Origin of the sequence: Larkinella sp., from assembly GCF_965227735.1 — a bacterium.
Lineage (GTDB): Bacteria > Bacteroidota > Bacteroidia > Cytophagales > Spirosomataceae > Larkinella.
Map to the genome: position 1 here is coordinate 5,354,869 of NZ_OZ245776.1, position 24,583 is coordinate 5,379,451.

Consider the following 24,583-nt stretch of genomic DNA (forward strand, 5'->3'; position numbering starts at 1 on the left):
TATCTTTGGCCGACGCGTACGAAATGGCTAAAGTAGATATGAAATCCAACCAGACCCGCAGAACGTTTATCAAGGCATCGGTACTGACCGGGACCGTTCCCTTTTTGCCTCCCGGCATTGGTTTTGATGCGGTCGGAGAACATCAAACCAATCCCATGACCCCCGAAATGGTGCCGGAAACGAAGAGTATAATCGGCTTGTATGGCTCCTGGGCGGCTTCTCTTCAAACGCAGCCTTCTCTTTCGTTCCGAAATGCCCGGTGGAAGCCGGAGCAGTTGACCCGCTGGAAAAAAGAAGCTCTGGAAAAAACGCGGGAATTGGTGGCAGCTCCCCCGCAACCGGCCACGCCCGAGGTCCGCATCGACCGGACCTTCGAGTATGACGGCCTGATGATCGAAGAAATTAGCTGGCAGCTTCCCTACGGCCGACCCACGAGGGCGGTTGTTCTGAAGCCTAAAGGAGCCAAAGAGCCGTTGCCTGCCATTCTGGCCCTTCATGACCATGCCGGGAAGAAGTATTTCGGGTATCGAAAAATCGTCAAAACCGGGGATGATCAGCACCCGTTACTCACCGAACACCAGCGTGAGGATTACAGCGGAAGGGCCTGGGCCAATGATGTGGCCAGGCGGGGGTATGTGGTGCTGGTGCACGATGCGTTTGCGTTTGGCAGCCGGCGGGTGTTGTACGAAGATGTGGTCGATTTGAAATACGAAGGACTCGATACGAGGGGGAGGACCGATGCCGATCCGGAAAAAACGGAACACATCGAAGCCTATAATAAATGGTCCGCCGAGCATGAACACGTCATGTCGAAGTCCTTGTTTTGTGCGGGAACGACCTGGCCGGGCGTTTTTCTAAGCGAAGATCAGGTTGCACTGTCCATTTTGTGCGGCCGGAAAGATGTTGACGCCCAGCGGGTTGGTTGCGGTGGTTTGTCGGGTGGAGGACTGCGAACCGTGTATCTGGCCGGAATGGATTCCCGAATCAAATGTTGCGTCTGCGTCGGGTTTATGACCACCTGGGACGATCTGACGCTTCACAAAACGTATACGCATACGTGGATGACCTATACGCCTTTGTTGCCCCGCTACCTTGATTTTCCGGAGATTCTGGGCCTGCGGGTGCCGCTTCCCACGATGATTCAATGCAACAACCAGGATGAACTGTATACGCTCCCCGAAATGAAGACTGCTGATAAAATTCTGGGCGAAGTTTTTAAAAAAGCCGGGGCTGAGGATCGCTACGCGGGGCGGTTTTACGACGGCGAGCACAAGTTTGACCAGGCCATGCAGACCGATGCTTTCGACTGGTTTGACCGGTGGCTGAAAAAAGCATAATGAACCCGACTGTCGCACCACCTTTTGGGTTTGCCGTTTACACACTAGTAAAATGCGGCTGCGACCGGCTTTTGAAGGGAGTCTATTTCCTAAACCATGCGCAAAACCGTTCCTCTTTTCCTGCTTTTCAGCCTTGTTCTGCTGGCGATTGAATCCGTTGCCCAAACGATCTACGTGGCTCCTTCGGGCAGCGACAAAAATCCCGGAACGATCCAGAAACCGCTGGCAACCCTCACGGCTGCCCGTAATCGTGCCCGGCTGCTGCGCCGACAAAAGCCGCCCACCAAACCCCTCGAAATTGTGGTTCGGAAAGGGGAATACCTGCTGAATGAACCCTTGATGCTAACCGCCGAAGATTCCGGCACAGAAACCGCTCCGCTGGTGATCAAAGGCGAAGCGGGCAGCACCCCGGTTTTTTATGGCGGTATGCGCCTGAACCGGTTTGAGAAAGTGTCGGACGACCTCTGGAAAACCGACGTTCCCGAAGTACGCCGGTATGGCTGGTCGTTCGAGCAATTGTACGTCAACGGCCAGCGGGTGGTTCGCGCCCAAACGCCCAATACCGGTTTTTTTCAGCCGAAAGCCGTCACCGAAACCGTCCTGAGCAAAGGAACCGGGCTGTTCGCTGATTTTGCCGCGCAGAAAATCACGGTTTCGCCGGAGAGCCTGGACTGGCTGGCCCGGCTCCCGGAAGCTGAGTTGAGTCAGGCGGTTTTGACGTTCTACCACCACTGGGACAACACCCGAAAACCGGTGCTGGCCGTTAGCAAGGCCGATACGGCTCTCTATATCGCGGGCGAAGGCATGAAGCCCTGGAACAAAATTACCAACCATTCTCTGTTTGTCATCGAAAACCTGAAAGCGGCCCTGGATGCACCCGGCGAGTGGTTTCTCGAAAAAACCGGCACCCTGTATTACCGCCCCCGGCCCGGCGAAACCATCGACAAGCTTATGGTTTTTGCGCCGGTCAACGAGAAGTTCGTCGTTGTCAAAGGCGATGAAACCGGTGGCAAGCGGGTGAAAAACATCCGGTTTGAAAACCTGTCGTTTCAGGTGGCGGGCTACCGAATGCCGCCGTTTGGTGTGGAACCGGAGCAGGCAGCCGCGCGGGTGGAAGCCACCATTCAACTCGATTTTGCCGACCAGATCAGCTTCATCGATTGTGAAATTGCGCATACGGGCGGCAGCGGCATCTGGTTCCGGCGGGGCTGCGCCAACGGGCGGGTGGAGCGGTGTTATTTGCACGATCTGGGCGCGAGTGGCGTCAAAATCGGTGAAACCGTCATCCGGCCCGACTCGTCGGAATTGACCCACCACATCACCGTCGACAACAACATCCTGCGGTCGGGCGGCCACGTTTTTCCCTGCGCCGTGGCTCTGACGATCTTTCATGGTCGGGATAATGTGCTGTCTCACAACGAAGTGGCGGATTTTCGGTATTCCGGCGTGTCGGTGGGTTGGGTGTGGGGCTATGCCTTCAGTCCGTCCAAGCGAAACCGGGTCGAGTTCAACCACATTCACCACCTCGGCTGGGGCGTTCTGAGCGACATGGGCGGGGTCTATACGCTCGGTGTTTCGGAGGGAACTGTGGTGTCGAACAACGTGATCCACCACATTTACGCCTTCGACTACGGCGGCTGGGGTTTATACACCGACGAAGGTTCGACGGATATTGTGATGGAAAACAACCTGGTGTATGCCTGTAAAAGCTCCGGTTTTCACCAGCATTACGGCAAGGACAACCTCATCCGCAACAACATTTTTGCCGACAACATCAAGGCGCAACTTCAGGGCACCCGCGTCGAACCGCACCGGTCGTTTTTGTTTACCAACAACATCGTTTATTACAACAGTGGTACCTTGCTGAGCAGCAACTGGGCAAAATTCAACCTGCTGGCCGACCAGAATTGCTATTGGGATGCCCGCTCGAAAGAGCCGGTTTTTGGCAAACAATCCGTGAAAGAGTGGCAGGAGGGAGGAAAAGACCCACATTCCATTGTGGCCGATCCGGGTTTTATCGATCCCAAAGCCTTCGATTTTCGGTTAAAGAATACCGATGTGGTCAGCCGGATTGGTTTCAAACCGTTCGATTACAGCCAGGCGGGTGTTTATGGAACGATGGCCTGGCGCAACAAAGCCCGGCTGGATTCGGCGGTTGCGCAGGAATTTGACCAGATGGTCGCCCAACACGAACAGAACTAATCATTGATCAACCATGCGACGTTTTTTGAGCAGTCTTTTTTCGATTATCATTCTCAGTCATTCCGGTTTTGCGCAGGTGCAGACCGACACCTTATCCGAAAGCCGGGAGTTTCTGGGCCGGGCCGGTTTGCCCAATTTTTTTCAGAAGGCGCAGAAAGGCGGCCCGGTTTCCATCGCCTATTTTGGCGGCAGCATCACCGAAGCCGGCAACGGCTGGCGGGAACAATCGCTCAACTGGTTGCAACAGCAATACCCGAAAGCCAACCTGACGCACATCAATGCAGCCATTGGCGGAACCGGCTCCGATTTGGGCGTTTTCCGGCTGAAAGAGCATGTGCTGGTGCATAAACCGGATCTGGTATTCGTCGAGTTTGCGGTCAATGATGGCGGTCAGCAACCGGCCAAAATCCACAAAGCGATGGAAGGCATTGTTCGGCAAATCTGGCGGCAAAACCGGCGCACCGACATTTGTTTCGTTTACACCCTGAATGCCCCGATGGCCCCGGCTTTGCTGGCACACCGGATGCCGAACTCCGTGCGGGCGATGGAAGACATTGCGAATCATTACGGGATTGCGTCGGTGCATATGGGTCTGGAAGTGATTCGGTTAGATCGTCAGGGGAAGTTAATTTGGGGTGGTAAGAAAGAAGACTTTCCCGACAAGACGGTTTTTGCCCCCGACAAAACGCACCCGTATTCGGATACCGGTCACCGGCTGTACGTGGAAGCATTGAGCAAGGCGTTACAACAGATTGCCACCGTGGGCAAACCCGGCTCCCATGCCGTTCCGAAACCGTTTGTGTCCGACAACTGGGAAAATGCGCAGATGATTTCGGTGCAAACGCTGACCCGCCAGGGAGACTGGAAAGAGCTGACCCCGACAACCGACACGGTGGCCCGCCAACTCCGCAACCGGTTTCCCTACCTCCTGAAATCGAACCAGCCGGGGGCGTCGATTCAGTTCAAAATCAAAGGGACAATGGCGGGGATTTACGATGTCATCGGCCCCGGTTGCGGGCAATATGCCGTGACGGTCGATGGCACGCCCGGTGCGCTGTATCCCCGTTTCGACAGTTATGCCACCTATTACCGTTCGCATTATTTCTTTTTGCCGACCCTGAACGAAGGCACGCACACCATTACACTGACGGTTTCGCCGGAACCGCTCGACAAAGCCGCCATTCTCAAAAACCGCAACCAGACCATCACCGATCCGCGCAAGTATGCCGAGAACGCCGTCTACGCGAGTCAGCTTTTGATCATCGGAAAGCTGGAAAAGTAGAAAAAAAGCTACCATTAAAAATACACAGTCTTTTGCCCTTTTGGCTATTTTTAACCATTTTCGTGCTCTGTTTTCTCACCATCGGGTAGCCACATCTCTATTTTCTCTGAAAATTACACGTTAAATCAATAGTCAGTTTCGATTTTTTCGTATTCCATAACTCCATCAACAATCCATGAGAAGAAGGGATTTTATCCAACTCTCCGGTTTGGGAATGAGCGCTCTGCTGGGCGGTTCTGTTCCTGTGCTGGGTAATACGGTTTCGGTGCATCAACTGCTTGAACCCCGCGCTGATGCCGCTTTAAAGAAAAAGCTGGCCGACGTGGCCCTGAACGCGGCCAAAAGCAAAGGCGCGACCTACGCCGACGTTCGAATCGGGCGGTATTTGCAGCAGTTTGTGTTCACCCGCGAAATGAAGGTGCAGAACATCACCAACGCTGAGTCGTATGGCGTCGGCATCCGGGTGATCGCCAACGGAACCTGGGGGTTTTCGGCCACGAGTGACGTGCGACCCGAAGCCATTGCCAAATGCGCCGAAACCGCCGTTGCCATCGCTAAAGCCAACTCCAGAATCCAGAAAGAACCCGTCGATCTGGCTCCGCAAAAGGGCGTAGGCGAGGTGGCCTGGAAAACGCCCCTGAAGAAAAATGCCTTCGAGGTGCCGGTTCAGGAGAAAATCGATTTGTTGATGAAAGTGAACGGCGAAGCGATGAAAAACGGAGCCGGTTTTGTGACGTCCAACCTGTTTTTCATCAACGAACAAAAATATTTTGCCTCCACGGATGGTTCTTACATTGATCAGGACATCCACCGGATTTGGCCAACGTTTACCGTAACCGCTGTTGATCGTCAGGCCGGTAAGTTCAAAACCCGGGATGCGCTTAGCTCGCCGATGGGCATGGGCTATGAGTATCTGGACGGTTTGGCGGGCGATAAAATCCCCGGCCCAAACGGCCTGATTAGTTACCGCAACTCCTATGACATGGTCGAAGATGCGACGGTGGCAGCCAAACAGGCGAAAGAGAAATTATCGGCCAAGTCGATCCAACCCGGTAAATATGACCTCGTGCTGGACCCCAACCACCTCGGCCTGACCATCCACGAATCGGTCGGCCACGCGACGGAACTCGACCGGGTGCTGGGCTACGAAGCCAATTATGCCGGAACCAGCTTTGCGACGCTCGACAAGTGGAAATCCAAAAACTTCAATTACGGCAGTAAGCTGGTCAATATTGTGGCCGACAAAACCCAGCCGCTAACGCTCGGGACGGTGGCCTACGACGATGAAGGGGTGCCGGGCAAAGAATGGGACCTCATCAAAGACGGTATTCTGGTGAATTACCAGGCAACCCGCGATCAGGTGAAAATTCTGGGCGGCACCGAATCGAACGGATGTAGTTACGCCGACAACTGGGATTCGATTCAGTTTCAGCGAATGCCGAATGTCTCGCTGAAACCCAGCCCCGAAAAGCGCTCCGTATCCGACATGATCAAAGGCGTCGATAAAGGCATTTACATCCTGGGACGTGGTTCGTATTCCATTGATCAGCAGCGGTATAACTTCCAGTTTGGCGGTCAGGTATATTACGAAATCAAAAACGGTCAGATTGTCGGCATGTTGGATGATGTCGCCTACCAGTCGAACACGCAGGAGTTCTGGAATTCGTGTGCGCAGCTTTGCGACAAAGATGATTACCGGACATTCGGTTCGTTTTTTGACGGAAAAGGCCAGCCTTCGCAAGTCAGTGCCGTCTCGCACGGCTGCCCCACCACCCGCTTCAACGGCGTGAATGTCATCAACACGGGTCGGAAGATATAAGAGTCGGTTTACGGTATTCGGTTTTCAGTTTACGGTGGCTGACGCAAGTGTTGGAAGCGCGCGTCAGCCACCGTAAACCGTAAACCGAATACCGTAAACCCAAAACCAACAAACTGAGTCATGGCTATCTTAACGAAGGACGAAGCAAAAAAAATAGTGGATAAGGTTTTGGGGTATTCCAAAGCCGATGAAATGAGTGTCACGCTGAATGGCAACCGAACCGGCAACATTCGCTACGCCCGCAACAACGTGTCGACGAGTGGCGAAACCGATAACCTGTCGCTGGCGGTGACGGCGGTTTTTGGGAAAAAAGTCGGATCGGCTACCATCAACGAATTCGACGATGCTTCCCTGGAAAAAACCGTCCGGAGAGCCGAAGAAACCGCCCGGCTGGCCCCCGAAAACCCGGAGTACGTGCCGATGCTCGGGCCACAGAAATACATGGAAACTGGTGCCTACGCCGAAAGCACGGCTAAAATCAATCCGGAGTTCCGCGCTCAGGCGGCTTTCGACAGCATTGAGCCGTGCAGCAAGAAGAACCTGACGGCGGCCGGGTATATGGAAGATAGCGCCGGTTTTACGGCCATTGCCAACAGCAAAGGTCTGTTTGGCTACAATCCGGTTACGTCGGTCGAATTTTCGGTAACCACCCGTACCGCCGACGGCACCGGTTCCGGCTACGCATCCCGCGATTACAACGACGTATCGAAACTGAGCACGAAAGAAGCCACGGAAGTGGCCATGAACAAGGCCCTGGCGTCTACCAATGCCAAAGCGCTGGAACCGGGGAAGTACACAGTCATTCTGGAACCCACCGCAGCCGGTGATCTCATCGGACTGATGATGAACAGCCTGGATGCCCGGAATGCCGAAGAGGGCCGGAGTTTTCTGAGCCGGAAAGGGGGCGGAACCCGACTGGGTGAGAAATTCTTCGACGAGCGGATTACGATTTATTCCGATCCGGCCAATGCCGAAATTCCGGGTTCGCCCTTCGCCGGTGGGGGTGGAGGTGGCCGCTTTGGGGGCGGTGGCGTCGACGGTCGTCCGCAGGAGAAAACGCTCTGGGTCGAAAACGGGATTATCAAAAACATGAGCTATTCGCAGTACTGGGCCCAGAAAAGCGGGGTGAAAGGCACTCCGCCCGCCCGGGGGTTCATCATGCAGGGTGGGAATCAGTCGCTGCTCGATTTGATCAAAAGTACCCAGAAAGGCATACTGGTGACCCGGTTCTGGTACATCCGCGCCGTCGATCCGCAAACGCTGCTCTACACCGGTCTGACCCGCGACGGGACGTTTCTGATCGAAAACGGGCAGATCAAATACCCCGTCAAAAACTTCCGGTTCAACGAAAGTCCGGTTATTATGCTGAATAACGTCGAGGCCCTGGGGAAACCCGTTCGCTCCGATGGCGTTTTGATTCCGCCCATGAAAATCCGGGATTTTACGTTCAGCTCGCTGTCGGATGCAGTGTAAATGAGAACGCACCATTGCGATCTGCCCCCCAGCCCCCTAAAGAGGGAGTTTGGAGCGCTAGAAAACTCTCCCTTTAGGGAGCTGGGGGGCAGATCGCAATAGGAGAGCAGGCTAAATAACCCAATATCCTTCATACTGGGGGATGGTTTTATCGACATATCTTTCGCATTTTTAATACGTCCCATCAATCCAAAATTCCTGGGATTATAAGCAGAAAGACTGGTACTTATTACTTTTTCGGGCCAAAAGCCACGGAAACGAGACCAGATTTCGTTAAAATTAGACCGTATCACTTTATCACCAACAAACTTTGAACCGTCGAGATTTTCTTCAATGGACCGGCCTGAGCGCCGGGGCTTTCCTTTTGCCTGACCACACGGTTTTCGGTCGCTCGGTTGCGCCGGAAGCGTTGCTGGAACCCGGCGTGGATGTGGCCGTCAAAAAACGACTGGCCGATGCCGCCCTGAATGCCGCCAAAGCCAAAGGCGCCAGCTACACCGATGTTCGGATTGGCCGGTATTTGCGGCAGTTTGTCATTACGCGCGAAGACAAGGTGCAGAACATTGTCAACACCGAATCCTACGGGGTGGGCGTGCGCGTGATTGTCGATGGCTGCTGGGGTTTTGCGTCGGTGGTGGAAGCCAAAAGCGAAGCCCAAACCGCCAGAGCCGCCGAAGAAGCCGTGGCCATTGCCAAAGCCAACGCCCGGTTGATGAAACAGCCGGTGCAACTGGCTCCGCAAAAAGGCTTCGGGGAAGTGAGCTGGAAAGCGCCCATCCGGAAAAATGCCTTCGAAGTTCCCATCAAGGAAAAGGTGGATTTACTGTTGACGGTCAACGATGCGGCTTTGAAAAATGGTGCCAATTACGTCAACTCGGTGTTGTTCATGGTCAACGAGCAGAAGTATTTTGCATCGTCGGACGGTTCCTACATCGATCAGGACATTCACCGCCTGTGGCCCACGTTTACCGTGACGGCCATCGACCCGAAGAGTGGCAAGTTTGAAACCCGGAGCGAACTGAGTGCGCCGATGGGCATGGGATACGATTATCTGCAAGCCAATCCGAGCGATAAAATAACCGGCATCACGACCCGCTACAACAAAGGGTACGACATGCTGGAAGATGTAACGTCGGCGGCCAAACACGCGAAACAAAAGCTGACGGCCAAGTCGGTCGAAGCCGGGAAATACGACCTTGTCCTCGATCCTTCGCACCTCTGGCTGACCATCCACGAGTCGGTGGGTCACCCGCTGGAACTGGATCGCGTATTGGGCTACGAAGCTAATTTTGCCGGAACAAGCTTCGCGACACTCGACAAATGGAAATCCAAAAACTTCAACTACGGCAGCAAGCAGGTCAATCTGTTTGCCGACAAAACGCAGGTCGGTTCGCTGGGTGCCGTAGGCTGGGACGATGAGGGAGTGGCCTGTAAAAAGTGGGATCTGGTGAAAGACGGCACGCTGGTAAATTATCAGGCCATTCGGGATCAGGTTCACATCATCGGCGAAAACGAGTCGCAGGGGTGCTGCTACGCCGACAACTGGAGTTCGGTGCAGTTTCAGCGGATGGCGAACGTGTCGCTGGCGGCTGGCAAAACGCCCCTGTCGGTGGAGCAGATGATCAAAGATGTCAAAAAAGGCATTTACATCATCGGCGACGGCTCGTTTTCGATCGACCAGCAGCGGTATAACTTCCAATTTGGCGGCCAGTTGTTCTACGAAATCAAGGACGGACAGATTGCGGGCATGCTGAAAGATGTGGCCTATCAGTCGAATACGCAGGAATTCTGGAACTCCTGCGTTCAGATTTGCGACGAAAAAGACTACCGGCTGGGCGGCTCATTCTTCGATGGCAAAGGCCAGCCGATGCAGGTCAGCGCCGTCTCCCACGGCAGCTCCACCACCCGTTTCAACGGCGTCAATGTGATCAATACAGCGAGAAAAATCTAGTTTACGGTTTCCAGTTTTCAGTTTACGGTTGGCTGACGCACGCCAGGTCGCGTGATGCATAGAACGGGCAAAAAGAATGCGCCAGCCAACCGTAAACCGTAAACTGAAAACCGTAAACCGTAAACAATTCAAAAATATGGCTTTACTAACCGAAGCTGAGGCTAAGACATTGCTTCAGAAGGTATTAAGTTATTCAAAAGCAGACGCGTGCGAGGTGAATGTGGTGGGTGGAGAGCGGGGAAACATCCGCTATGCCCGGAACGAAGTCTCGACCAGCGGCACCATGATTACGCAGACGATCCAGGTGCAATCGTCGTTTGGCAAGAAAAACGGGGTTGCCGCCATCGACGAATTTGATGAGGCTTCGCTGGAAAAAGTGGTTCGGCGGGCGGAGGAACTGGCCCAACTGGCTCCCGAAAACCCGGAATACATGGGCGTTCTGGAACCGCAGCAATACCTGAAATCGACGGGCTATTTTGAATCGACCGCCAAAGTAACCCCCGCCATCCGGGCGGAGGCTGTTGCGAAAAGCTTGCAGGAATCGGGTCAGCAAAAACTGGCTGCGGCCGGTTTTCTGGAGGATTTCCGGGGCTATTCGGCCATGATGAATTCCAAAGGACTGTTTGCGTATTACCCCAGCACGAACGTGAATTTTTCGCTGACGGTTCGTACCGACGACGGAACGGGCTCGGGCTATGTGACGCGGGGTTACAGTGATTTTTCCAAACTGGATACGGTTTCGGCCACTAAGATTGCCGTTCAAAAATGCCTCGGTTCGGTGGGGGCGCGGGCCCTGGAGCCGGGGAAATACACGGTTATTCTGGAACCGACAGCGGCCGCCGTGTTGCTCGAAAACATCTTTTTCAACATGGATGCCCGCAGTGCCGACGAAGGCCGGTCGTTCCTGAGCAAACCCGGTGGCAAGACCAAACTGGGCGAGAAGATTGTGGATGAGCGCGTTACGATCTATTCCGATCCGACAAACCCTGAATTGCCAGCTTCGCCCTGGTCGGGCGATGGCCGGGCGCAGGAAAAGGTCAACTGGATTGAAAAAGGGGTTGTGAAAAACGTCGCCTATTCCCGGTTCTGGGCGCAGAAGAAAGGCGTGAAAGCCGTTCCGTCGCCCACGAACGTGATCATGGCGGGCGGTACGGCTTCGCTGGAAGACATGATCAAGAGCATCCAGCGCGGTATTCTGGTGACGAAGCTCTGGTACATCCGCTCCGTCGATCCGCAAACGCTGCTGCTGACGGGCCTGACCCGCGACGGGACGTTTTACATCGAAAATGGAAAAATCAAGCACCCGGTCAAGAACTTCCGGTTCAACGAAAGCCCGATCATCATGCTGAACAACCTCGAAGCCCTGGGCAAACCGGAGCGGGTGGTCAGCACGGAGTCGAATTCCAACTACCTGATTCCGCCGATGAAAATCCGGGAGTTTACGTTTAGTTCGCTGTCGGACGCGGTTTAAGTTATTTCACAGATTTAATCAGAGAACATCAGAGTTACGCAGAGAAAACTTTGATAACCTCTGATGTTCTCTGATTAACTCTGTGAAACAACCTATATTATGAAATAAATAATGGCAGTAAGAAACGGAAGAGCATCTGGTTTGTTTATTAAAAAAGGCCAATAAAATCATGAGCAGAGCAGAAGCAATCATTCAGGAAATAAATACGCTGAATTCGGACGAATTGGAGCTGGTATACCATGAACTGCTTAAACGTCTGGATCGCCTTGGCCGAATTAAAAATACACTAACGAAGTTTCGCGGGAAAGGCGGGCAGGTGTGGTCTCAGGATGCTCAGGAGTATGTAAATAAACTGCGGGAAGATGACCGTTTCTAAACTTTTTATTGATACGGCTCCATTGATTTATTTGTTGGAAAACCATCCGGAGTTTTATCAGAAAGTTGCTGATTTTCTGCTTCATGCGGTTGAAAACAATGCCGAATTTGAAACGAGCGTTCTGACTGTTTGTGAATTTTGTGTCAAACCTGAACAACTAGGCCGGTATGATTTACTAAATGATTTCGATTCAATTTTAAAAGAACTCGATATTCGGGTAGTTGATGTCACGCTGCCAATAGCGAAAATGGCTTCAAAACTACGGGCTAAATACGCCTTCCTGAAAGCAATGGATTCCTTGCAAATCTCAACAGCGATCCAAAATCAGTGTGATCAGTTTCTGACGAATGATAAAAAATTAAAGGGTGTGCAGGAAATTGAAGTTATCGTTATCGCCGAACTTTAAATACGCATCACACTCAAAAGCATCAACTTCATCAACTTGAAACCATTCATTTTCACCCGCATCCAGTATACTTCCGGCGATTGGGATACGGACCAGCGAATGCCTTCCAACCTGCTGCATTCCCTGGTCGAGTATACCACCATACCCGTGGATGAGAAGGAAAAAGTGGTGCAGTTGACGAGTAACGAAATTTTCAGGAGTCCGTTCTGCTACCTCAGCGGTCATAAACTGGTGGAGTTTTCGACCCAGGAACGGGATCACTTCAAGCGCTACGTCCAGAACGGCGGTTTTGTGTTTGTGGACGATTGCAACCACGACATCGACGGGCTTTTTGCCAAGTCGTTCGAGCAGGAAATGGCCCGCACCTTCGGCCCGAAAGCCTTACAGAAAATCCCGAATTCCCACCCGATTTACACCTGCTTTTTCAAGTTTGAAGAAGGGCCGCCCACCACGACGTTCGAACTGAACGGCTGGGGCGACGACTTGGTGCATGACTACCTGAAAGCCGTGCTGGTCAACGGGCGCATTGGCGTTTTGTATAGTAACAAGGATTATGGTTGCGAGTGGGATTACGACTTCCGCAACAAACGATTTCTGGCCGAGGATAATACCAAATTTGGCGTCAACATTGTCACGTACGCATTAACCGCATAAGCATTGGAAACAAAGGAACTGACCCATTACAAAACCGTAGTCGCCAAGCTTCCGCGCCTGAAAAAAGAAATCGGCAAAGTGATTGTCGGACAGCAGGAAGCCATTGATGAAATCCTGATTGCCCTGTTGGCGGGTGGACATTGTTTGCTGGAAGGCGTTCCGGGACTGGCCAAAACGCTGATGGTGAAAACGATGGCGGAGGCTCTGGAGATGAATTTTAAACGGATTCAGTTTACGCCGGATCTCATGCCGGGCGACATTATCGGAACGGAAATTCTGGAAGAGGACCATAATACCGGCAAGAAATTCTTCAAATTCAACCGGGGACCGATCTTCGCCCATGTGGTGCTGGCCGACGAAATTAACCGCACACCGCCCAAAACGCAGGCGGCTTTGCTGGAAGCCATGCAGGAAGGCAAGGTGACCTACGCCGGAACGGACTACGAACTGCCCCGGCCGTTTTTGATCATTGCCACCCAAAACCCGATCGAACAGGCCGGAACCTATCCGCTGCCGGAAGCCCAGCTAGACCGGTTTTTACTGTACATCAAGTTGAGTTACCCGTCGGAGCAGGAAGAACTGAGTGTGTTGAAAACCACCACCGGAACGGCCCGCCCGGAACTGCAAACCGTGCTGACCGATCAGGAAATCGTGGATTTGCAACGCCTGACGAGACAGGTCCACATCAGCGATGAACTGATCGGTTTCATCAACCAACTCGTCCGGTCGACGCGCCCTGAAAGCAGTCCGTCGGCGTTTGTCAGGCAGTGGTGCGACTGGGGGGCGGGGCCACGCGCGGGGCAGGCGCTGGTGCTGTGTTCCAAAGCCCGGGCGGTTTTGAACGAACGGTTTTCGGTGATTCCAGAGGACATTCAAACGCTGGCCTACCCGATCCTGCGCCACCGCATCGCCCTCAACTTCCGGGCTGAGGCTGAGAATATTACGACTGATCAGGTGATTGGTGAGTTACTTAAAAAATAGTTATTACGCAGAGTTAATCAGAGAATATCAGAGTTACGCAGAGTTCTCTCTGATAATCCCTGATTAACTCTGATCAACTCTGTGTAATAACCCAAATTATGCTAGCCACAGATCTCATCAAGCTCAACAACCTGCAACTCGCCGGCAAACTCGTCAGCGATGAGCTGCTGCTGGGGATTCACGCCAGCAAACGATCGGGGTCGGGGACGGAGTTTGAGCAATACCGCCATTATGAACCCGGCGATGATCCCCGGCGCATCGACTGGAAATTATACGCCCGAACCGACAAACACCTCGTGCGGGAATCGGCGACGGAAAGCAACCTGCAAATCCGCTTTTTGCTGGATTTATCCGGTTCCATGAATTACACCGAGCAGGGCGTCAGCCGATTGGAGTATGCGAAATTGTTGATGGCTTCGCTGGCCTACCTGGGCTACCGGCAAAGCGACCAGATGAGTTTGTATGCCTTGCAAAACGAAGCCTTGCAGACGTTGGTCCCGACCGGCAAGCAGGCTTTTCAGCGGATTTTGTTCGCCCTGCAAAAGGCCACGGCTTCCGGGACCTGGCTACCCAAGCAGGCCCGGTTTCCGGAGTTTCAGCAGAAGCAAAAGGAGTTGCTGGTGATGGTTTCGGACTTCCTGCAAGTGGACGATGAGTGGTTACAACTGATTAAAACCGTAGCCAGTCCGCGCCGGGAAATTGCCATTTTTCAACTGCTCGGCGATCAGGAAACGGATTTTAACCTAAGCGGTTTTTACCGGTTTAAGGACCTGGAAACCGACCGGGAAATTGAAGTGCAGGCCGAAACGATTAAAGAGACGTTTCAACAGGCGGTTTCGGCCTATTTCAAAAAATTACAGGAAGAATTGTTGCTGCCGCACGTTCATCTGATTCGCGTAAAACTGAGTGAGCCCATCGCCGGGGCACTAAAAGATTTTCTGACCAGGAGGAGCGTTTAATGGAGTTTCTACAACCGTTGTTTTTGTGGGGAATTGGGGCCGTGGTGATTCCGGTGGTCATCCATTTCTGGCACCAGAAAAGGGGCAAAACCCTGGCTTGGGCCGCCACGCGCTGGCTTCAGGAAAAGAACCAGCAACAGCAGCGGGGTATCAAGCTCGATAATATCCTGTTACTGATTCTGCGTTGTCTGGTCGTGATTCTGCTGGCGCTTTTACTGAGCCAACCGATCCTGACCGGATTGACAAAACCGGTGGTAGTCGGGAAAATCCACCTGGTGCAGCCGGAGAAGATGGTGGTCGATAATTACCGGTTTGAACTGGCGGAAGCGATCAAAAAAGGAGAAGCGGTTTACTGGATCGATGCCGCGACCGAAGCAACGGACGATCCGATGCAATTGCCTGATCAACGGTTATTTAATCCGGATGTATTGCAATCGAGCATCAATGCCGTATCGGCAAAACCGTCGGAATTACACCTGTATGTCCTGAATAACCAGCAACTGGCGGATGTCCCGTTTATTCGGGTTCCGGCGAAGTTTAAATTGCACACAATGGTTGATTCGGCGAGTCGCCCGCTTCGGCCATATCTGGAATTACCGGGCAGCGGCAACGTATATGTGAATGCTTCCAATCAGCTAGTCAACAGTTCGGGCCTGAGCAAAGGCATTCGTTTTCAGGATGCTCCGGCGCATTCGGGGCGGTTGACGGCCTTGGTCGATTTCAATGATAAAACCGAACGGCAAACCGTACTGGCGGCTTTGAATGCTTTGTCGGACGTGTATGCGCTGGGGATTCAGATCGACGTGCAAAAGAGACTGAAAACCGGGTATGACTGGGTTTTAACGGATCGGGAGGTGGTTGCTCCCGCGCCCCAAACGCTTTACGTAGTTTCGGGGAAACTCAACGCTCCGAGGGTTCCGAATGTGGTATACCGGGAAGAAAAACTGACCCCAAAAACCGCCGAACTGGTGCGAACCGGGCAATTGCCGGAATGGTTGGGCGAACTGCTGATCCGGCATTTTAACCTCAAACCGAATCCGTTTCCACTGAGTCAGGAGCAGTTAAACACGCTGTTTGTTTCGACGGAGGAACGACGGGCGCAGCAGCCGGAAAACATTCGAAATTGGCTTTTGCTGGTGTTCGTCGGTTTGATCGGCCTGGAACGTTGGATGGCTTTAAGACAGAACGCATGAACGAACTGAAAAACACCCTGTCGACGATCATCTACCAGCTTGTCGCCAACGCGCTGCTGAAGAGCAGTTTGCTTGGCATTGCGGTGGGGATAATGGCCCGGCTCTGCGGTTTTTCGCTGGAAACGGCGGCTATCCTCGGGGTGCTGGGCTTTGGATTCGGAGCCTGGTTTACCGGTCTGTTTCAGAACAAAAAACCGCAGGCCATCGGGATCATGCACCGACTGGTGGGCGATGCGGAATACAGCTTGCCGTTGCTGGAGAAAGACGAACTGAACATTGCAGAACAGCTCCAACTGGCGCGGTTGAACGAACGAGTACAGACGGTCCGGATTCCCGCGAGCCGGTATCTGTCGGTAATTTTTTCAAAAACCGGTTTTTATGGATTGCTCGTGTTGCTTTCCGTGTCGGTTTATTACGGCTATCCACTGCTGCAATCGAACCCGGTTGTTCAGAAACAGTTGACGAAATACATGCCGGTTCTTGTCAAAGAAAATCGCCCCGTTGCGCCCGCTTTTCAGTCGGCTTCGTTGCAGATCCAACCGCCTACCTATACCGGTTTGACGGTCAAAGAATCATCAGATCTGAACGCATCAGCTGTAAGCGGTTCGCTGCTAAAATGGAAGTTAACGTTCAGTGAATCCAAAACCGTTTCGGTTCGCCTGGTGAATAACCGGGGTGAAGAAGTGGCTTTTAAAAAAGCTGGGAATGTTTTTGAATACCGCGATAAGTTGGTTAGTTCCGGAATTTATGCCCTCAAAGGCTACTGGAAAACGCCGACTGGAAAAGACTCACTGATTTACCAATCGGATTATTACCGGCTGGAAGCACAACCCGATCTGGCACCGAAAATTCAGCCGGATTCCAAGGAAGTATACCGGTTTCATTTTCTGAAAGATGACAAAAACCTACGGATTTCGGCGCGGATTTCCGACGATTTTAAAATTCGGCAAGCCTTCATTGTAGCCACGGTAGCGCGTGGTTCCGGTGAAAGTGTGAAGTTCCGGGAAGTGAAATTTTCGTTGCCTCAAACCAATTTCAAAGAGGCCCAATTGACAAAAAACATCGATCTGAAAGCCCTCAATTTTGCGCCGGGCGACGAACTTTATTATTACTGGGCGGCCATCGATAACAAAGAACCGGAACCAAATTTTGCCAAATCCGACACCTATTTTGTCGTCTATAAAGATACCGCCCGGGTGGAAGAAGCCGAACTGGCAACGATGGCCGTAAACATCATGCCGGAGTATTTTCGCAGCCAGCGGCAAATTATTATCGACACGGAAAAGCTGATTGCCAAACGCAAAAAACTCGCGGCCAAAGATTTTAAAAGTACGTCCAACGAAATCGGTTTTGACCAGAAAGTGCTGCGGTTGCGGTATGGGCAATATTTGGGCGAGGAGTTTGAAAATTCGATTGGTGGGCATGATTTAGTAGCTGAGGGCAATGTGCTGGAAGGATTTATTCACAAGCACGACACCGAAGAAGAAAAAAATGCGCCCAAACCGTTTGCGTTCAAGCTGGCCGAAAAAGCTGAAGAACAGCAGAAAAAGGATTTGCCCGCTCCGGATCAACACGGCCACGACCACGCGGATCAGGCTAAAAGCGACAATGAAGACCCGGTGGCAGCTTTGATGGAGCAGTATATCCACGCCCACGACGACGCCGAAACCAACACATTTTACGAACAATCGACCCGTAGTTTGTTGAAAATGGCGCTGGAGCAGATGTGGCAATCGGAGTTGCACCTGCGGTTATACGAACCGGAAAAAGCGTTGCCGTTCGAGAATAAAGCCCTGATTTATCTGAAAGCCGCCCAGCACAAAGCCCGGACGTTTGTGAAGAAAAGCGGCTACGATCCGCCCCCCATCAAAGAAAAAGAAACCCGCCTGACCGGCGAATTAAAAAAGGTCAATACCAACCTGAATCAGGAACGGATGTACGATCTGGTACGGACCGGGCAGTTGGTTGGGGAAGTATTGGGCTATCTGGAATTGAAAACCTTGGATCAAAACCAGAAAAAAAACGTACAGCAACTAAGTTCATCCCTGACGAATGACATCCTGAACAGCGGATTGTCAAACTGGTCGGTGATCAGTGGATTACAGAAACTGGGAAGCGGTAAAAAACTGTCTGATAAAGAGCGAATGGATTTGAAAACAAAATTGTATCGTCTGGCGGCTGGTTCATCCCAAAACCGGAAACGAACCGAAATGGGCTCGTATTCCAGCGAAAAGAAATTAGAACAGTCGTTCTGGCGGCATTTAAAATGAGCGTATTGAACCGGTTTACGATTTCATTTAACCCGGCTGATTTCGTTAGCTGGTTGATCCTGTTGCTTCTGGCGGTTTTGCTCGTGGTGCAGGTGGGGCTGGTCGTCAGAAACGGCACCCTTTCGGTTCGGAGAAAATGGATTCGGGGAGCTTTGAACGTCTTGCTTTGGAGCTTTCTGCTGGCGTATTTTCTTCAGATTGAATGGGAAATAAAGCCCGATTCAACGTCGGTCTGGATCGTGGATTCGAACGTGCCTGCTTCGGCGATCAGTCAACTGAAAGACAGTCTGAAAAACCCGGAAGTCGTTCGCGTCAGTGCGTTTAGGGAAACTTCGTTCCGGTCGCGACTGGCCGACGGAATGATCGATACCGTTACCTTGATCGGTACCGGTTTTTCGCCCGATATGCTGGGGCAGTTGAGTCGGCAAACTGTTCAGTGGATTCCGTATGCCCAACCCGATCAGGTGCAGTTGCTGCGCTGGAAAGCCATCCTTCGCAAAGGCGAAATGCAGTCGGTGCGGGGGCGTCTTCAATCGTCGCAGGAGCAGGTGCTGAAGCTCCGGTATGGCAACCAGACGCTGGATAGTTTATCCGTAAAAAACGGTACGACGGATTTTAATTTTCAGTTTCCGGCCTTCTCGCAGGGACGCACCGAAGTGGCATTGGTGCTGGATCAGAAACCGCTGGACACGCTCCGGTATTTCAGCCGAAGTTCGGAACCCATTGCTTACCAGTTTATTCTCGACAGCCCGGATTTTGAAAGCAGAACACTCGCCGATTGGCTGGGTAAAAAAGGTTTTTCCGTCCAGGTAACGTCCACGATTTCCAAAGACATGAACAGCCGTCTGAGCATTAACCGGGCGGTTCCGCCCGACGTGATCATCACCGATCCGGCCAACGCGACAAATCCTGTTGTTAAGAAGGCTGTAGCGCAGGGAAAACCGGTGCTGTTTATTAATTTGTCGGACGCCGAAACCGACACGAAAACCATCAACCGGGCTTTGGGGACGGGCTGGAAATTGAAGCGGTTATCGAATGAAGCGACCATTATGATCGGGAACGGGCTGCAGGCGTTGCCTTTTCAGCTTACGGAGGCCCTGAATCAGTTTCCGGTGGCCGATTATCCGGTAGCGGTTCAGAAAACCAGCGCCAAAATCGGGCTCAGTCTGGTTAGCGAGACGTTTCCTCTGAAACTGAGTGGCGACAGCGTTGCGTACGACCGGATCTGGACGGCCATTCTGACGCCCTTACAACCTACCTTTACAGACAACATCCAGCTCGACGCACCGGTTTTTAAAGGCCTCCGATCCGTCATTCACTTTAATAATCTGACCCGGAAACCGGCTGAAATCCGACTGGGAAACGACACGGTCAGGCTCGATTATTCGGCCATCAATCCCCTGTCGGCTGAGGTTTCGTATGGGTTTGGCCGGGCTGGCTGGGTGGCATTGCAGGACAGTCTGGCGGTTTACGTCGACCAGCCGGGCGAAAAACCGGTATTCGGAAACCGGTTGGCGAGTGATTACCTCCGCGCCCGGTCGACTGCTGCGGTTAATACAGCCGCCGGTTCTGAAGGCGGTTTTCCGGCGAAAATTCCGGATTGGGTCTGGATCCTGCTATTCCTCAGTGGGTTGACCGCGCTTTGGGTCGAACCTAAATTTAGCATTTGACCTGTCGTAAAATTCCAGTAGCTTTGCGGCTGTTTTTAGTCTTAAATCTTACGTACAATGCCCTATCTATTTACCTCAGAGTCAGTCTCTGAAGGACATCCCGACAAAGTCGCGGATCAGATTTCCGATGCATTGATCGATCATTTTCTGGCCTACGATCCTTCCAGCAAGGTCGCCTGCGAAACCCTGGTGACCACCGGACAGGTGGTGCTGGCAGGTGAGGTAAAAACGAGCACCTACCTCGATGTTCAGAAAATTGCCCGGGAGGTTATCAGGCGTATTGGATATACCAAGAGTGAATACATGTTTGAGGCCGATTCGTGCGGTATTTTATCTGCCATCCACGACCAGTCGGCCGACATCAACCAGGGCGTTGAGCGCACCAATCCGGAGGATCAGGGCGCGGGCGATCAGGGCATGATGTTTGGGTATGCGACCAACGAAACGGACAATTTCATGCCGTTGCCGCTGGATCTGGCCCACAAGATTTTGCAGGAAATGTCGTATATCCGCAACAACGATCCGGCCATTTTACCGTATCTCCGGCCGGATGCCAAATCGCAGGTGACGATTGAATACAGCGACGACGACAAGCCCATTCGGATTGATACGATTGTGGTTTCGACGCAACACGATGATTTTGATGAAGACGCCGTGATGCTGGCACGCATCCGTGAAGACATCATCAACATCGTTATTCCCCGCGTGAAAGCTGGCTTAAAGCCGGAATTGCAGGCTTTATTTTCCGATAACATTACCTATCACATCAACCCGACGGGCAAGTTTGTCATTGGCGGACCACACGGTGATACGGGTTTGACGGGTCGCAAGATCATCGTCGATACCTACGGCGGCAAGGGTGCGCACGGCGGTGGTGCTTTCTCGGGCAAAGATCCCTCGAAAGTAGACCGTTCGGCAGCTTATGCCACGCGGCACATTGCCAAAAACCTGGTAGCGGCTGGTCTTTGCGATCAGATTCTGGTTCAGGTTTCCTACGCCATCGGGGTGGCCAAACCCTGCGGTTTGTACGTCAATACGTATAATTCGGCCAAGGTCGATCTGACCGACGGTGAAATTGCAACCAAAATCGAAGAACTGTTCGACATGCGTCCGTATGCCATCGAGCAACGGCTGAAACTCCGGAACCCGATTTATTCGGAAACGGCCGCTTACGGACACATGGGCCGGGAAAACCAGGTTGTGACAAAGGTGTTCGGGATGAACGGCAGCACGAAAGAAGTTGAAGTAGAGCTATTTACGTGGGAAAAACTCGACTACGTCGATAAAGTGAAAGAAGCGTTCGGGTTGTAGTCGATGAACTAAAATAGGGTCTCATTGAAAATAGGGTTCTGCCAAACAAAATTTGGCAGAACCCTATTGTGTTTTGAGGGTACCTGATTGGTAATTGACTCCATCGGGAGCAGAAAAGGCATGCTTCTCCTATCCCTTTCTTGTCGAGGGTATATACGTTTCGGCCTTAGTTGTAACCCTTAGACAAAGAGTTGATTTTTGACTTTACTGGCGTTAGCCGTGTGAACAGCTAGGTAAATCCACAATTCTTCATTGGGCTGATTTCTAGCCCGGATTTTTGCCGCCAGATAGTGATTCTTCTGATTGCCAAAACTTCCTTCCAGGCGCGTACCGCGTTCTTTAGTCAGGACCTGACGAAGTTGTCGAGCCTGTTTTCGCTTTAAAGGATCTTGAGATGGGCGTCCTTTCGGGTCGAAGCAGGTATGAATCTGGTGTTGGTGGCAAAAGCTGCGATTGGCATTCGTCGCATAAATGCGGTCAGCCGCTACTTGCTTGACAGCAGTATGTAAGTGCTCCTGATGGTGACGGATCGTGGACTGAAAACGAGTGGATTCGTTGAAAGCCTCAAAGCTCAAGTGTTCGATGAAGTCCAAATTGCCCACCTGATAGATCTGTACTTTCGCTCCAAACTCACAGGGCTTGTTTTCTTTGCCCCGTACAATCGGCCGCAGGTACGGTTTATGCAGTGAGACAATCCGATGATTGATCTTTGATTCGGGGAGTTGCAGCTGCTGCCGTTGTTGAAATAGCAGCGTTTTGATGGTTGTTAAGCGCTGCTGATCGGTAGTCTTCAACGAATCTGAACCCTGTTCTTTGAGCTGTGTAATGAGCTTATCCAGTAGATAGACCAACGTCTTCCGGCGTTTCACTTGCTGACGATGAGAGGGCTTTTTCGACAACTGATAAGCCCGTTGCTTGTGCCGTTGTTGCCGAAATTGACTGCGGGGCATGGTTCGCTTGCCGGCTTTACAGCGTAGTTTAAGTTGGCGATAGACCCAGATGCATCCCTGCCAGAGCAACTTGACACTGGTGGGATAGGTAATGTAGGACCGCGGTGGCGGACCACTCGTAACAAGTCGCATCTTGTTTGTGGACATGCGGGTGAGATAGCGATGGTTTCCACTCCCGCTGTAGACAACTCTGAAACAGGTCTTTATCCAGATAGTGGGCCAGCTTACTGCGCCAGCGGCTCACCAGCGATAAGTCACGGATCTGCTCGTGGTTCTGTAGTACTAAGCCACAGAATAGTTGATAATTGCTGTTGACCGATAAGTTTTCAACCAACTTGGCATCGCTCAGGTTTTCATAGTGCTTCAAAAACAACAAAGCAATACCACCTTGCACATCCAGCCAGGGCTTAGCACCGGCTTTGTTTTTAGGAGGAGGCAACCGAACGGTGGTGACTAATTCCGCCCATGGCAGTACGCTCCAGAGCTTGCCTAACGAGCCGTTGCAAAACCTGCTTACGGCAGGGAAAGGGAATTTTTGGGCCAGTTTTTTTGGCGATCCAGAAGATTCTTTGGAATTTGATTCATAATTATGTTTCTATAAAATGGAAAACTACCTCGTTTTTGCCAGAAATGACATTATTACGAGGTGGTTTTTTTGTCTGTAGAAACGGTAATTACCTGAAAGTAATAGTATTACCTATTTTCAATGAGACCCTAAAATCGAGAGATGCAAAAAAGCCGCCTTTTCGGGGCGGCTTTTTTGTTGAAAAATTATCGGCTAATATTCGATGTCTTCGTTGACGGTGTCCGCTTCGACGAGGTCGGTCGACTCCTTGATCTGCTGGGCGGAAATACTTCGCTGTTTATCTTTATGGCGTTTTAACTTGTTTTTGAGCGTATCGATCACCACGTCGGTTGCTTCCTCAAACGTGGTACCTTGCTGGCGGACAAAAATGGAGTCGCCGGGCAAAAACAGTTTAACCTCGAAAATTTTCTGTTTGACTTTGTTGGTATCGCTTCCTTCTAACCTCAAATACACTTCACCGCTGATAATCCGGTCGTTGAAGGTTTCTAATTTGTCAAGCTTCTTCTGAATGAAGTCCAGCAATTTTTGATCTGCTGTAAAATGGACGCAATGAATTTGAATTCTCATACGTGTCACATGGTTTAAAAGTTAAACAAAGAACCCACGGACTACCTAAGTTTGGAAAACCATTTGACAGAGTCAATAGGCTGAAAGAAATATCCAACTCAGTATATTGTCCAAAACTGTACGAATGCTACTTCAAGACTCACAACCAACACTTATCGTACCAACCCCCCGTCAGACCAATACAAAGATTCTTTCTATTGTCTAATTATGTCGTCTGGAAAATCGGGATAGAATGCCCTTTTTGCCTTATTTTTTAGGGGCTTTCAGGAATTGACTATCTCTCCGCCGTTGACGTGCATGACCTGCCCGGTGATGTAAGACGCATCTTCGGAAGCCAAAAAAACGAAGGCGGGGGCCACCTCAGCCGGTTGCCCGACCCGTTCCAGGGGCGTGTCTTTGCCAAACTCGGCGACTTCCTCTTCCGTTTTGGTCGACACGATCAGGGGTGTCCAGATGGGGCCGGGAGCTACGGCATTAAGCCGGATGTTGCGTTCCACCAAATGTTGCGATAACGAGCGCGTAAACGCCGTTACGGCCCCTTTCGTAGAGGCATAATCAATCAGTGCCTTGCTGCCCCGGTACGACACCACGGAGGTGGTATTGATGATGCAGTCGTAGGCATTCATGTAGGGTAGCACTAGTTTGGTGAGCCGGAAAATGGCCAGAATGTTGAGTTCAAAGGTTTCGGTCAACTGCTGGTCCGTAATGTCGGTAAATTCGTGTTGTTCGACGTGGTTGGCCGCGTTGTTCACCAGGATGTTAATGTGGTGATATTCACCGATGACCCGATCCACTAATTGTCTGATAAAAGATGAATTTCGAAGATCACCGGCGATTAACAAACAGCGTTGGCCTTCGGCTTCGACCAGCGATTTGGTCTTTTGGGCGTCTTCCTGTTCGCGCGGATGATGAACGATAGCCAGATCGGCGCCTTCCCGCGCAAAATGAACTGCAACAGCCCGGCCAATTCCGCTGTCTCCCCCCGTTATGAGGGCAATTTTATTCTCCAGCTTTCCCGTGCCGACATACGAATCCTGAATGTAAATTGGCTGCGGATGCATCTCATTTTCCAGACCCGGCTGCGCTTCCTGGTGCTGAGGTGGTGTTTCAAGTTCCAGATTCATG

Annotated in this window: 20 protein-coding genes; 16 read left to right on the top strand and 4 right to left on the bottom strand. The window is 51.9% G+C overall.

All coding sequences use genetic code 11. The features are described 5' to 3' along the window. Nucleotides 1–23 precede the first annotated feature (23 nt). The 16 genes from ACO064_RS20905 (at nt 24) to metK (ending at nt 21,355) form a co-directional block, all read left to right on the top strand. Nucleotides 24–1,337, top strand: coding sequence for an alpha/beta hydrolase family protein (locus ACO064_RS20905; protein WP_421829172.1), 1,314 nt, complete (start codon nt 24–26; stop codon nt 1,335–1,337). Between the two features lie 96 nt (nt 1,338–1,433). Then, nucleotides 1,434–3,539 carry a right-handed parallel beta-helix repeat-containing protein gene (locus tag ACO064_RS20910; protein WP_421829173.1) on the top strand — a complete coding sequence of 702 codons (2,106 nt, stop codon included), beginning with the start codon at nt 1,434–1,436 and terminating at the stop codon, nt 3,537–3,539. Nucleotides 3,540–3,552: 13 nt separating this feature from the next. Continuing rightward, nucleotides 3,553–4,821, top strand: coding sequence for an SGNH/GDSL hydrolase family protein (locus ACO064_RS20915; RefSeq protein WP_421829174.1), 1,269 nt, complete (start codon nt 3,553–3,555; stop codon nt 4,819–4,821). 175 nt (nt 4,822–4,996) lie between these two features. Beyond that, the gene (locus ACO064_RS20920; protein WP_421829175.1) at nt 4,997–6,640 is read left to right on the top strand and encodes a TldD/PmbA family protein; all 1,644 of its coding nucleotides are present in this window, start codon (nt 4,997–4,999) and stop codon (nt 6,638–6,640) included. Between the two features lie 120 nt (nt 6,641–6,760). Next, nucleotides 6,761–8,113, top strand: a complete 1,353-nt coding sequence (locus ACO064_RS20925) for a TldD/PmbA family protein (protein ID WP_421829176.1) — start codon at nt 6,761–6,763, stop codon at nt 8,111–8,113. 310 nt (nt 8,114–8,423) lie between these two features. After that, nucleotides 8,424–10,064: a TldD/PmbA family protein gene (locus tag ACO064_RS20930; protein WP_421829177.1), complete on the top strand. Its 1,641-nt coding sequence runs from the start codon at nt 8,424–8,426 to the stop codon at nt 10,062–10,064. A gap of 136 nt (nt 10,065–10,200) precedes the next feature. Next, nucleotides 10,201–11,535, top strand: coding sequence for a TldD/PmbA family protein (locus ACO064_RS20935; protein WP_421829178.1), 1,335 nt, complete (start codon nt 10,201–10,203; stop codon nt 11,533–11,535). A gap of 169 nt (nt 11,536–11,704) precedes the next feature. Continuing rightward, entirely contained in the window at nt 11,705–11,911 is a 207-nt protein-coding gene (locus tag ACO064_RS20940; protein WP_421829179.1) for a hypothetical protein, read from the top strand. Further along, complete coding sequence (locus tag ACO064_RS20945; protein WP_421829180.1) at nt 11,898–12,317, top strand: type II toxin-antitoxin system VapC family toxin; 420 nt, start codon at nt 11,898–11,900, stop codon at nt 12,315–12,317. Before ACO064_RS20940 ends, ACO064_RS20945 begins: the two co-directional genes overlap by 14 nt. Before the next feature lie 36 nt (nt 12,318–12,353). Continuing rightward, nucleotides 12,354–12,971: a DUF4159 domain-containing protein gene (locus ACO064_RS20950; RefSeq protein WP_421829181.1), complete on the top strand. Its 618-nt coding sequence runs from the start codon at nt 12,354–12,356 to the stop codon at nt 12,969–12,971. A 3-nt stretch (nt 12,972–12,974) separates the two neighbouring features. Beyond that, a complete protein-coding gene (locus ACO064_RS20955) occupies nt 12,975–13,952 on the top strand; it encodes an AAA family ATPase (protein WP_421829182.1) in 978 nt (325 codons plus the stop codon). A gap of 98 nt (nt 13,953–14,050) precedes the next feature. After that, on the top strand, nt 14,051–14,911 hold the full coding sequence (locus tag ACO064_RS20960; RefSeq protein WP_421829183.1) for a DUF58 domain-containing protein: 861 nt from the start codon (nt 14,051–14,053) through the stop codon (nt 14,909–14,911). Continuing rightward, nucleotides 14,911–16,104 (top strand): BatA domain-containing protein, encoded by a 1,194-nt coding sequence (locus ACO064_RS20965; protein ID WP_421829184.1) that lies wholly within the window; start codon nt 14,911–14,913, stop codon nt 16,102–16,104. The genes ACO064_RS20960 and ACO064_RS20965 overlap by 1 nt, the downstream gene beginning before the upstream one ends. Further along, a complete protein-coding gene (locus tag ACO064_RS20970) occupies nt 16,101–18,374 on the top strand; it encodes a hypothetical protein (protein WP_421829186.1) in 2,274 nt (757 codons plus the stop codon). The genes ACO064_RS20965 and ACO064_RS20970 overlap by 4 nt, the downstream gene beginning before the upstream one ends. Then, on the top strand, nt 18,371–20,044 hold the full coding sequence (locus ACO064_RS20975) for a hypothetical protein (protein ID WP_421829187.1): 1,674 nt from the start codon (nt 18,371–18,373) through the stop codon (nt 20,042–20,044). Before ACO064_RS20970 ends, ACO064_RS20975 begins: the two co-directional genes overlap by 4 nt. Nucleotides 20,045–20,101: 57 nt before the next feature. After that, nucleotides 20,102–21,355, top strand: coding sequence for a methionine adenosyltransferase (gene metK / locus ACO064_RS20980; protein ID WP_421829188.1), 1,254 nt, complete (start codon nt 20,102–20,104; stop codon nt 21,353–21,355). Nucleotides 21,356–21,534: 179 nt separating this feature from the next. Here the strand turns inward: metK and ACO064_RS20985 are convergent, their stop codons facing one another. The 4 genes from ACO064_RS20985 to ACO064_RS21000 all read right to left on the bottom strand — a co-directional run bounded on the left by ACO064_RS20985 (nt 21,535) and on the right by ACO064_RS21000 (nt 24,582). Next, the gene (locus ACO064_RS20985) at nt 21,535–22,305 is read right to left on the bottom strand and encodes a transposase (protein WP_421829189.1); all 771 of its coding nucleotides are present in this window, start codon (nt 22,303–22,305) and stop codon (nt 21,535–21,537) included. 28 nt (nt 22,306–22,333) lie between these two features. Continuing rightward, entirely contained in the window at nt 22,334–22,699 is a 366-nt protein-coding gene (locus tag ACO064_RS20990; RefSeq protein WP_421831047.1) for a transposase, read from the bottom strand. 384 nt (nt 22,700–23,083) lie between these two features. Next, the gene (locus tag ACO064_RS20995; RefSeq protein WP_421829190.1) at nt 23,084–23,458 is read right to left on the bottom strand and encodes an HPF/RaiA family ribosome-associated protein; all 375 of its coding nucleotides are present in this window, start codon (nt 23,456–23,458) and stop codon (nt 23,084–23,086) included. Nucleotides 23,459–23,721: 263 nt separating this feature from the next. Next, nucleotides 23,722–24,582 (bottom strand): SDR family oxidoreductase, encoded by an 861-nt coding sequence (locus ACO064_RS21000; RefSeq protein ID WP_421829191.1) that lies wholly within the window; start codon nt 24,580–24,582, stop codon nt 23,722–23,724. Nucleotide 24,583 lies beyond the last annotated feature (1 nt).